Source organism: Bacteroides nordii (assembly GCF_019930665.1).
Classification (GTDB): domain Bacteria; phylum Bacteroidota; class Bacteroidia; order Bacteroidales; family Bacteroidaceae; genus Bacteroides; species Bacteroides nordii.
Window position 1 is genome coordinate 4,506,252 of the sequence record NZ_CP082886.1, and the last position, 12,686, is coordinate 4,518,937.

Annotated in this window: 7 protein-coding genes; all 7 read left to right on the top strand. The window is 45.6% G+C overall.

The annotated features are described in order from the left end of the window. The first annotated feature begins 285 nt into the window (after positions 1 to 285). From K8P02_RS17675 to K8P02_RS17705, 7 genes are read left to right on the top strand one after another with little or no spacing between them, the layout of a single operon-like run. On the top strand, positions 286 to 1,479 hold the full coding sequence (locus K8P02_RS17675) for a glycoside hydrolase family 76 protein (RefSeq protein WP_002558357.1): 1,194 nt from the start codon (positions 286 to 288) through the stop codon (positions 1,477 to 1,479). Between the two features lie 14 nt (positions 1,480 to 1,493). After that, complete coding sequence (locus K8P02_RS17680; RefSeq protein ID WP_002558358.1) at positions 1,494 to 2,636, top strand: glycoside hydrolase family 88/105 protein; 1,143 nt, start codon at positions 1,494 to 1,496, stop codon at positions 2,634 to 2,636. An 18-nt stretch (positions 2,637 to 2,654) separates the two neighbouring features. Then, positions 2,655 to 4,601 (top strand): glycoside hydrolase family 97 protein, encoded by a 1,947-nt coding sequence (locus tag K8P02_RS17685; RefSeq protein WP_007482918.1) that lies wholly within the window; start codon positions 2,655 to 2,657, stop codon positions 4,599 to 4,601. Between the two features lie 11 nt (positions 4,602 to 4,612). Beyond that, complete coding sequence (locus tag K8P02_RS17690) at positions 4,613 to 6,766, top strand: alpha-glucuronidase family glycosyl hydrolase (RefSeq protein WP_195349121.1); 2,154 nt, start codon at positions 4,613 to 4,615, stop codon at positions 6,764 to 6,766. 16 nt (positions 6,767 to 6,782) lie between these two features. Further along, positions 6,783 to 8,708, top strand: a complete 1,926-nt coding sequence (locus K8P02_RS17695; RefSeq protein WP_002558361.1) for a hypothetical protein — start codon at positions 6,783 to 6,785, stop codon at positions 8,706 to 8,708. Between the two features lie 12 nt (positions 8,709 to 8,720). Beyond that, entirely contained in the window at positions 8,721 to 10,535 is a 1,815-nt protein-coding gene (locus tag K8P02_RS17700) for a glycoside hydrolase family 2 protein (RefSeq protein WP_025866863.1), read from the top strand. Positions 10,536 to 10,552: 17 nt separating this feature from the next. Next, on the top strand, positions 10,553 to 12,430 hold the full coding sequence (locus tag K8P02_RS17705) for an FAD-dependent oxidoreductase (RefSeq protein ID WP_007482926.1): 1,878 nt from the start codon (positions 10,553 to 10,555) through the stop codon (positions 12,428 to 12,430). The last annotated feature ends 256 nt before the right edge of the window (positions 12,431 to 12,686 follow it).

Sequence of the window (12,686 nt, forward strand, 5' to 3'; positions counted from 1 at the left end):
CCTATATGAATACAAATATGGCATAAATGCATACAGTTACCCCCATATCGCCTTTGTCTCCATTTCTGCTAAAGTTGTCCCCTATACACTATTGTCAAAACTGTGAATATTTACTGAGAAACAACTGCCTATATTTGTGAAGTGATTTTTGAGAACGAATATAGTTTTTTTAAAGTAAAAAGAAGGTAGGATTTAGTTCAGGAAAAAAAGGAGGGAGCCACAGACTCTCTTCTTTTCTAAAAACCAAATTTCCCTTTAGGTAAATTTCAATAGAATAGCAGACGTATGAAATCATTCTTACCCAAAGCAATCAGTGCACTTTTTCTGGCAATCTCTTTGCTGGCATGCCAAACGTCCGTAACCCAGGAGAACAACACTTCCATTGCCCGCTCTGAAATGTTGCTCGACAGTATCTTCAAATACTATCAGGCAGAAGGGGGCAATTTATTTAATGAGAATTATCCTAAAAGTTCCAATGATAAAGTAACCTACCTGGCTTCTACAGATACGGTTACCAAAGACAAAGTAGCCTATTTATGGCCTACCTCCGGGTTGTTTTCAGGAGTAAATGCACTACTCAAAACAACCAGAGACAACAAATATCAGGCACTTCTACAGGAGAAAATCATTCCCGGATTAGAATGTTATTATGACACAACCCGTACTCCTGCCTGTTTTCAATCCTACATCAGTGAGGCCGGGCATTCCGACCGTTTCTATGATGATAATATCTGGTTAGGCATTGACTTCCTCGAAACTTACCGCCTGACAGGAAATAAGAAATACCTGAAACAATCGGAAGAAATATGGAAATTCCTCTTGAGTGGTAATGACGATGTACTAAACGGAGGTATCTATTGGTGTGAGCAAAAAAAGGAATCAAAGAATACCTGCTCCAATGCACCCGCATCCGTACTGGCACTTCAACTTTTTGAGACCACCCGGGACAGTGCCTATTATCAGAAAGGACTGGAGCTATATACATGGACAAAAGTAAACTTACAGGATTCGGATTACATTTACTTCGACAACCTCAAAACAGACGGACGCACCGGCACAGAGAAATATGCATATAATACGGGACAAATGCTGCAAGCAGCCAGTCTGCTATACAAACTAACCGGCAACCGTCAATTTCTGACAGAAGCACAAAACGTGGCCCGTGCAGGAATAAACTACTTCACAGTACCATTCAAGACACAGGACGGTACAGATATCAGGTTCTTCCGCAACCGGGGAACATGGTTCGTGGCTATCATGATGAGAGGATATATAGAACTCTATCTGCAAGATAACAATCCGGAATATCTGCAAATCTTTGCCGACAATCTGGAACTGGCATGGGAAAGTGCCCGCTATGACAATGGACTCATCAACAGTGACTGGAGCGGAGAAAAGAAAGAAAAACAGCAATGGCTGCTTAATCAGGCGGCAATGGTGGAAATGTACGCAAATCTGGGAAACATGAATCTGAAATAAAACAAATATAGAACATGGAAACACGTAAAAAATTCGTTAAGGCAGGGATGCTCGCGCTAATGGTTGCCTGTCTGCCTTCACTACTGATGGCACAAAAAGAGTTTAGGAAATGGCCCAAGGGTTGTTCGCCGCAAGAAGTAGGTGAGTTAGTAAGCCAACGGTTTGTAGCCGTCCCACATCCCAATTTCAACGGTAATCCGGCACCTCCTAATGAAATCACCTATCCGGAAACATGTGCATGGTTTGGTGCTTTGCGTTACGCGCATATCACCAAAAACAAGAAACTCCTCCGCCAACTGGAAGAACGTTTCCTGCCGATCTTTGGTCCGGAACGCAGACTACAACCCCTACCGGATCATGTAGATCATACCGTATTCGGTACTATCCCGCTCCAGCTATATGCACAAACCGGTAAGGAGATTTACTACCACATGGGAATGTGGTATGCAGACGAACAATGGAAAATGCCGCGTAACACCAAACACCGTGAAGCGTACCAGGCTTTGCTGGATCAGGGGTTGTCCTGGCAAACCCGCTACTGGATTGACGATATGTTTATGATTTCGGCCATTCAGTCGCAAGCCTATTTCGTTACCAAAGACCGTAAATACATAGACCGTGCTGCTGCCGAAATGGTGAAGTACCTCGACAAGATACAACGTCCGAATGGTTTATTCTACCACGCTGAAGATGTTCCCTTCTTCTGGGGACGTGGCAATGGCTGGATGGCTGCCGGAATGACGGAACTTTTAGGCATGCTTCCGGAAGACAATCCGAACCGGGAAAGAATACTGGAATCTTATCGGAGGATGATGAACAGCCTGCGCGATTATCAGAAGGAGGATGGCTTATGGGGACAATTGGTAGACGACAAAACTACCTGGACGGAAACCTCCGGTTCGGCCATGTTCGTATATGCCATGGTAAAAGGCGTAAAGAAGGGCTGGCTGGACGAAGCAACCTATGCTCCACTGGTACGCAAAGCATGGATTGCTCTGATCGGGCACATTGATGAAAACGGAGACATCGATGGCGTATGTGAAGGTACCAATAAAACCAACGACCGCCAATTCTACCTGAACCGGAAAACCCTTCCGGGCAATATGCACGGACAAGCACCTGTACTGTGGTGCGTAAATGCCTTCCTTGAAAAATAAAACAAAAACTCAATAGCCATGAAAGTATACAAACTCTTTGCACTGCTGCTAACCTTCGCCACTGCGTGGGGCAGCCACCTCTCTGCCAAGGTGATAGACGTAAAATCGCCCAATGGAGAACTGAACATCTCTGTCGATGTAAAAGACAAAATCTACTATTCCGTATCTTACGGGAATGATCTTTTATTGAAAGACTGTTATCTCAACCTCCAACTGGAGAATGAAACACTCGGTAATAATCCCAAGCTCCGCAGTACCAAAAAAGGAGTCATTGACGAAAGTGTAAAACGTGAAATTCCACTCAAGAACGCTGTTGTAAAGAACCATTGCAACACACTACGAATGAACTTTGCCGGCAACTACGCTGTAGAGTTCCGCGTATTCGATAATGGAGTGGCCTACCGTTTCATCACCGATAAGAAAGGTGACAACATTGTCATGGGAGAAGATTTCGTACTAAACTTTCCGGCTAACTATAAGGCCCATTTGTCACAACCCAACGGATTCAAAACTTCCTACGAATATCCTTATACGCACGTAAATTCGGAAGAATACAAAGCTACCGACCGTATGAGCTACCTGCCGATATTGTTAGAAACGGACAAGCCTTACAAGATTCTGATTTCTGAAGCAGACCTGCACGACTATCCTTGTATGTTTCTGAAGAGCACCGGACGGAATGGAATGCAATCTCTTTTCCCAAAAGTACCATTGGAATTCGGAGAAGATGGTGACCGCAGTCTCAAGATTCTGAAAGAAGCGGATTATATAGCCAAAACAGCCGGTAAACGTAGTTTCCCCTGGAGATTCATGGTGATTACCAAAGAAGACAAACAACTGTTGGAGAACGAAATGGTTTACAACTTGTCTACTCCTTGTGTACTCGAAGATTACAGCTGGATCAAGCCCGGACAGGTAAGTTGGGAATGGTGGCACGATGCCCGCCTGTATGGAGTAGATTTCCGTTCGGGGTATAACATGGACTCTTACAAATATTACATTGACTTCGCCTCTAAATTCGGCATACCTTATATCATTATGGATGAAGGATGGGCCAAAAGTACCCGTGATCCGTATACTCCCAACCCGACCATCAACTTAGCCGAACTCATTCAATACGGCAAAGAACGCAATGTGAAAATCGTGCTTTGGCTGACATGGCTGGCCGTAGAGAACAACTTCGACCTCTTCAAGACATTTGCCGACTGGGGAGTAGCCGGAGTAAAGATTGACTTCATGGATCGTAGTGACCAGTGGATGGTAAATTACTACGAACGCGTAGCCAAAGAAGCAGCCAAGCATAAATTATTCGTTGACTTTCACGGCTCGTTCAAACCTGCCGGACTGGAACGTAAATATCCAAATGTACTTTCATACGAAGGGGTATTGGGCATGGAACAAGGAGGCAACTGCCGCCCGGCCAACAGTATCTATCTGCCATTCATGCGCAATGCAGTAGGCCCGATGGACTTTACGCCCGGTTCAATGCTTTCCGCTCAACCGGAAGACAATCGTTCCACACGTGCCAACGCCATGGGTTCGGGTACACGTGCCTACCAGATGGCATTGTTCGTAGTCTTCGAAAGCGGTTTGCAGATGTTGGCAGACAATCCGGTTTACTACTACCGTGAACGCCCGTGTACAGAGTTCATATCCAGCGTTCCCGTCACCTGGGACGAAACAAAAGTACTTTATGCCAAAGTAGGTGAAGCCGTAGTGGTAGCCAGACGAAAAGGTGACAAATGGTTCATTGGTGGTATTACCAACAACGAAGGGCGTACAATCAATCTCGACTTGAGTTTCCTGCCTGCCGGTCAATCATTCACCCTCACCTCGTTTGAAGATGGTATCAATGCCGACCGCCAGGCCATGGACTATAAGCAAAGGGAGAGTAAAGTAAACAATGCGACACAGCTTACCATCAAAATGGTACGCAACGGCGGATGGGCCGGTGTCATCAAATAACATCCCGGAATATGAAACTAAAACTCGTCTATATAGCCGCCCTGATTCTCTGTATGCCAATGTTGCATGCAGAGAATGGCTACGACTTGTGGCTCCGTTATCAGAAAGTAGACAACAGCCAACTATTGAACAGTTATTCAAAAACGTTAGCTAAACTGAACTTCCCTGTAAACTCCGCCACACTGACAGAAGCAAAAAAGGAACTGCAACAAGGACTGGATGGCCTGTTGGATACTAATTTGCCGGAAACAGACGGTATCTCCAAAGGTACACTGCTGGTAGGTACTCCGGCTTCCTCAAAAGTACTATCCGGTATCCATGCGATAACCAACGAAATATCCGGCTTGGGCGATGAAGGATTCCTCATCAAAACCCTGAAGGTAAACGGAACGCCCTGTACCGTTATTGCAGCCCGGAAGGACATGGGCGTAATGTATGGTGTTTTTCATTTCCTCCGGCTTTTGCAGACCCAATCGGATATCAAAGAGTTAAACATCACGCAGATGCCCAAACTGCAAAGGCGTATGCTGAACCACTGGGACAACCTGAATGGAACGATCGAACGCGGTTATGCAGGCTACACACTTTGGGACTGGCAGCGCTTACCGGGATACATCGATCCGCGTTATCGCGATTATGCCCGTGCCAACGCTTCTATCGGTATCAATGGCACCGTTCTGAACAATGTAAATGCCAACGCACGCAGCCTGACCACCGAATATCTGATAAAGGCAGCCGCCCTTGCAGATGTTTTTCGTCCTTACGGCATCCGGGTATATCTGACAGCCCGTTTCAGTGCCCCGAAAGAACTGCGAGCTTTGAATACAGCCGATCCGCTGGACCCGGAAGTACGCCAATGGTGGAAAGATAAAGTGAAAGAGATCTATAAGTATATCCCTGATTTCGGAGGATTCCTCGTAAAAGCCAATTCCGAAGGGCAACCGGGTCCTCAGGACTATAAACGCACGCATGCCGACGGAGCAAACATGATGGCAGAAGCACTGGAGCCCTATGGCGGTATCGTGATGTGGCGTGCCTTCGTATACGAAAACTCCCGGAACGTAGACCGTGCGGGCAATGGCTATGAAGAGTTCAAGCCATTGGACGGAAAATTCAATAAGAACGTATTTGTACAGCCCAAAAACGGTCCGATTGACTTCCAGCCACGCGAACCTTTCCATCCGCTCTTCGGAGCAATGCCTCAGACACCACTGATGCTCGAATTCCAAATAACGCAAGAGTACCTCGGATATGCTACCAACCTCGCCTATCTGGGTCCGTTATTCGAAGAGTGTCTGGACGCCGATACATACACCAAAGGAAAAGGGACAACCGTTGCCAATGTATTGGAAGATTACAACCGTTCACACGGCATCTCCGGCATTGCGGGAGTTGCCAATATCGGTACGGATATCAACTGGTGCGGACATCTGTTCGGACAGTCCAACTGGTATGCTTTCGGGCGCATGGCGTGGAATCCGGAACTTTCGTCAGAAGAAGTGGCAGATGAATGGCTGCGTATGACGTTCAATAACAATACAAGCTTTGTGAATCCGATCAAAGAAATGATGCAGCAATCACGCGAAACGGTAGTAAACTATCGCAATCCGCTGGGATTGAATCATATCATGAATTTTGCGACTCACTACGGTCCCGGCCCCTGGTACAAAGACCCTCACTGGGATGCCAAAGATTATCATAAAGCGGACGAAACCGGTATTGGCGTAGATCGTACTTCCAAAGGGAGCAATGTTGTCAATCAATATGCCAAACCTTTGGCAGAGATACTTGAAAATCTGAATACCTGCCCGCAAAAAGATCTGTTATGGTTCCATCACCTGCCCTGGGATTACAAGATGCCGTCCGGAAAAATCTTATGGGACGAATTGGTAGCATACTATTATAAAGGAGTAGATGAGGTACGCGGGATGCGTAAACTCTGGGACTCTATGGAAGGTAAAATCGATGCCGAACGATTCAATCACGTCAAACAACTACTAAAAGTACAGGAGGACGAAGCTATCTGGTGGAGAGACGGCTGTGTTCTTTATTTCCAGACATTTTCTAAAAGACCGATACCGTCACAATACGAACACCCACAACACACACTTGAATATTACAAAAGAATCCCTTTCCCCTACAACTGGGAAGGAAAGTATGAATAAATAATCAGACAGAATCATGAAACACATAATCACAGTAAGTATCCTTTTTATACTCTCCCTTTTACAAACCATACAAGCCAAGGGAAAAGATGAATACTGGTATACACCTAAAGCAAGTCCGGAAGAACGGAAAGAAAGCTTCCTGAAATATTATGCCGAACACGGGCGAAAAGATTTCCTAACGGGAATCTTCAACCAGATAGCCCGTGTTGCCATTGGCCAGCCAATGGAAGATGAACCAACCTATAAAGCAGTTGCTTTGGTACGTTCTAACCGCGACTGTAATGACTTCTCAATCAACGGTATGCTACGGCTCCTCTATATGGACCGGGAAAAAACAGTGATTCCTGCACATCTTAAAAAAGAGATAGAGGCTTGCGTACTCGACTTTAAATACTGGTGGGACGACGGACGCCGTGATACGACCTACCGGTGTTATCATACGGAAAACCATCAGGCACTCTACCACACAGCCGAACTGCTTGCCGGACAGCTCTACAAAGACAGGATATTTACCAATGGCATGAATGGTGTACAGCACGTGCAACATGCCAAAGAACGCCTGGAACGGTGGCTGGATTTCCGGTTCCGATTCGGATTCAGCGAATGGCTGTCTACCTATTACGAGGTAGAAGCAATGCTACTCGCCAATCTGTATGATTATGCCGAAGACGAAGCTATACGCAAAAAAGCAGGTATGGTGCTGGATCTGTTGATGTTCGACATGGCTCTGAATAATTTCGAAGGCATGATGGGTTCTACCAGCGGACGTATGTATGCTCATTCTCTTATCAATGGCTCACACAATACCTCTCCGCTGACAAAGCTGATGTTCGGAGTCGGCACTTTCGACCGTGATGAAGTAATGGCTCCCATTGCCCTGTCCACCAGTAAATATCAATGTCCCAAAGTCATACAGGAAATCGCTATCGATTATCAGCGCCCCATGCTCAACCGTCAGCGTATAAGTATCAATGTGGAAGATGCACCCTCTTACGGACTCTCTTATGACAATGAACTGGACTGTCACCTCTTTTGGGGTATGCAGGAATTTATTCACCCATTGGCAATCAAAATGTCCAAACAGATCTCAGAAAAGTACGACACCTGGCCCTATCGTAACTACGACCAATATATCCGTAAGTACGAAGAACAGATTAAAACCTACGGTAAACTGGTAAATTCACACCTCGACCGTTTTGCTTTATCCGAAGCCAACGTGGAAACTTATCGTACCCCGGAATATATGCTCAGTAGTGTACAGGATTACCGTCCGGGAGCTCCGGGTTATCAACAACACATCTGGCAGGCCACTCTGGGCAACCGTGCTATCGTCTACACCAATCACCCCGGAGGCAAAAACCTGAAATATTCGCCAAACTACTGGGCAGGTAATGAAATCCTACCACGGGCGGCACAGCACAAAAATGTAGTAGTATGTATCTACAACATCCCCGAAAACCAAAAAAACGATTATACACATGCCTACTTCCCCAAAAATGATTTTGATGAAGTACTGATAAAAGGTAACTGGACTTTCGGACGCAAAAAAGACGGCTACGTAGCGCTCTATTCACAAAATGCCACTACATATCAGGCGGGTGAAAGAGGAGATATATGCGATTTACTTGCATCGGGCCGGCAAAACATCTGGATCTGCGAGACCGGAACAAAAACAGAATGGGGCGACTTTACTAAATTTGTAAATGCGATCTCATCGGCTAAAGTGTCTTGCCAGGAACTAAATGTTAATTATACTTCTCCGTCTATCGGAAATGTAACATTTGGCTGGCAATCTCCGTTTACTATAAAAGGAAAAGAACAGGAACTCAGATGGAAATACCGTTACGACAATCCTTACTGCAAAGCCTTGTTCAATTCACGTAAAATTGAAATCAAAAAAGGATCGGAGAAACTGATTCTCGATTCAACCAAACTCTAATTCTGACACAATATGAAACACCTTATTATTTACATTTTATCTTCTTTCCTATTATTGACCGGTTGGACTGCCAACGCACAAAATAACTCGATACCACGTCCGGAATATCCACGTCCACAGTTTGAACGCGCAGAATGGAAAAACCTGAACGGCCAATGGAGCTATACATTCGACTTTGGCAAATCGGGCAGAGACCGTAAGTTATACAACAGTACAGGATTTAACGAGTTTATCACCGTCCCATTCTGTCCGGAAAGTAAATTATCGGGAGTAGAATACAAAGATTTCATCCCAGCCATGTGGTATCACCGTAAGTTACAAGTTCCGGCAGACTGGCAAGATAAAAAGGTTATCCTTCACTTTGGCGGAGTAGATTATTACTCAGTAATCTATATCAACGGGCAAGTGGCAGGCAGACATTGGGGAGGTAGTTCCTCATTCGGAATAGACATTACACGGTTTGTTAAATACGGAGAAGAACAACAACTTGTGGTATACGTAGAAGACGACCAGCGTAGTGGAACCCAGGGAAGAGGAAAACAATCGGGTAACTTCTATTCACAGGGATGCGACTATACCCGTACTACCGGCATCTGGCAGACCGTATGGATGGAAGCAGTAGATGCCTGTGGATTAAAGTCTGTTCGTATCACACCGGAACTGGACCAGAAATGTTTCACCGTTCAACCGGAGTTCTACGGATTACAAGCCGGACAAAAGCTCCGTGTCAGTGTAAAGGATGGTGATCGCGTAGTCAGCAAACAGACACAAACTGCTGCCACTCCTCTGACACTGATGTTACCATTGAAAACTGTAAAAACCTGGTCACCCGGTTCGCCCTTCTTATACGACATCGAACTGGAAGTATTGGATGCCAAAGGAAAAGTGATTGATCATGTCAATTCTTATGCCGGTATGCGCAAGGTACATATCGAAGGAAATAAATTCTTTCTCAATAATGAGCCCTGTTATCTGCGCTTTGTACTCGATCAGGGATTCTATCCCACAGGTGTATGGACTGCTCCCACAGATGCAGATCTGAAACGTGATATCGAACTTAGTCTGGCCGCAGGTTTCAACGGAGCACGCCTTCACCAGAAAGTATTTGAAGAACGTTTCCATTACTGGGCCGATAAGTTGGGATACCTTACCTGGGGAGAGTCGGCAAGCTGGGGTCTTAATACCAGTAGCCCGGAAGCCGCCCGGAACTTCCTCACCGAATGGGAGGAAGTAGTAGTTCGCGACCGCAATCACCCTTCAATCATTGTATGGACCCCATTCAATGAAACCTGGGACCGCCCGAATGACAACGAACAGGCACGCCAACACGACCGTTTCATTTCAGACGTTTATAAACTCTCACACAATCTGGATTATCGTCCGGTAAATGATGCCAGTGGAAATTACCATGTGATGACAGACATCTGGAGTGTACATCATTATGCACAGAGCGGTGAAGAGATGAAAAAACGGTTGGAAATAAAGGACGGTAAGCTCCCCCAGAAAGATGTGAAGAAAGAAGTTCCCTATGAAGGACAGCCTTACTTCCTCGACGAATATGGTGGTATCAAATGGGTGCATGGAAAGCAGTTTGCCAAAAACAGCTGGGGCTACGGACAAGGTCCCAAAACACTTGACGAGTTTTATGCCCGACTGAAGGACATTACATTTACTGTTCTCGAATTTGATTTTGTGGCCGGATATTGCTACACCCAGCTAACAGATGTAGAACAGGAACAGAACGGTATTTATAATTACGACCGTACCCCGAAGTTTGATATGGAGATTATCAAATCCATATTCAACAGACTACCGGAGAAGAAATAAGAACAAAAACATATATCATGAAACGAAACGGCCTACTCATTCTATTGTTGTTTCTAAGCAGTAACCTACCCGCACAGAATTCCTTCGACCTCGTCATTGTCGGAGGAAATCCGGGAGGTATCATGGCAGCCATCGCTGCAGCACGGCAAGGCAAAACTTCCGTCATACTGGAACGAACCAACCACATTGGCGGACTTCCGGCCAATGGACTTGGAGCTACCGACATTGCAACCCGCGAAGCTACTACGGGACTATTCTCTGAATTCACCTCTCGTATCAGACAGTATTACATCAGTCATTACGGAGCCGATTCACCCCAAGTGAAAACTTGCAGTAACGGTTTTCACTTCGAACCATCCGTAGCCGCCCGTATTTTTGAAGAGATGCTGAATGAGCAGAAAGAGAAGATCACCGTGCGCCTGATGCGTCAGTTTGATGCAGAGAACAAAAACATCTGCATCAGAAACGACCGTATCGAGAGTATCTGTATCCTGAACAGGGAAAACGGACAAAAAGAAACCTATCAGGGGAAAATCTTTATAGATGCCACTTATGAGGGCGATTTAGGAGCCGCAGCAGGTGTGCCGTTCCGTGTCGGTCGTGAAAGCCGGGAAGAATTTAATGAACCGGGAGCCGGAAGGACCTATGAATACTGGAAAAGCCTCCCTGCCGATGGAAGTACCGGGCAGGCAGATAACGCTGTGCAAGCTTATAACTATCGTTTGTGTCTCACAAACGATCCAAAGAACATGGTTCCTTTCACCCGACCGGATAACTACAACCGAGACGAATACGTCTCTCTCATAGAGGATGTATGGACCGGACGTAACACACAACGGGCCATGCTGAAAGTGACAAATGAGATGTTGGAAGAAAATCGCCGGCATATCGCAAAAGGCAACAGAACCAAACTTCCCGGAGACAGCTGGGGGATCTGGAAACTAAGTAGTCTCGTCAACCTGCCGAACCAAAAGACTGACGGTAACAATCAGCACGCTGCTTTCCTTTCTACCGATCTGCCCGAAGAAAACTGGCCATGGCCCACCTCCTCGTGGGAATGGCGGGATAAATTTGCCAAACGCTTAAAAGACTATACTTTAGGGCTTTTCTGGTTTGCCCAGCATGATAAAGAACTCCCGTCCCACTTCCGCAAGGAAATGCTGAAATGGGGACTGGCAAAAGACGAATATCCCGATAATGAATCCTTTCCCCGGCAAGTATACGTACGCGAAGGCCGTCGTTTTGAGGGAGTTTACTTCTTCACAGCAGCCGATGCACTTCCGGTCAGTCCGGGTAAACGTCCTCCTTTACATTCAAGTAGTGTGACCGCCAGTCATTATGCCCTCGACTCTCATGCTGCCCGCAAAAGAGAAACAGGAAGAGTACATCTGGATGGATTCATCAGTTATCCCACAGCCGTTTACACCGTACCTTTAGGAGTAATTCTACCTAAAGACGTAGACAACCTGCTATTGCCGGTACCTGTATCCGGTTCTCACATCGGTTTCTCCACCTTACGCATGGAACCTTGTTGGATGGCTCTGGGACAAGCTGCCGGTATCACAGCAGCACTTGCCATAGACAAAGGAGTGAAAGTACGAAATGTGGATATACCTTCACTACAGGATATTCTGATAAAACAAAAAGCCACCCTTATCTATTTTCGAGATGTAAAACCAACGGATGATGCTTTCCCACTGGTACAATATCTGGGCCTGCGCGGATATCTTCCGGACTGGAATGCTTCATTACAACAGCCGATAGATGAGAGCACCTTACGCAACTGGAGCAATTTGTGCGGTACACAGCTAAAAGCGACTCCCGGACAAACAACCCGACTGAAAGTACTGACAGACATATACAAGTTACAATCGGAAAGAACCGGATTATTCTGACTCCTCCGGAGATAAATAAAATACGCAAAATAAGATATGCCTCCAGTAATCAGTTCTGGAGGCAAAATCATATCACAAATATAATTCAATGTATCGATAAACAAATGCATAAGTAACTGTTCAAAATTATAGGATACTATTATTAAAACGCAGAAACTCGCAGATTCACGCAAAGCATATCATCACTCAAGTATAGCGCAGCTATTTAATCTACAATCATTTGCGTTTCAATAATAATATCATATAATTTAGAACA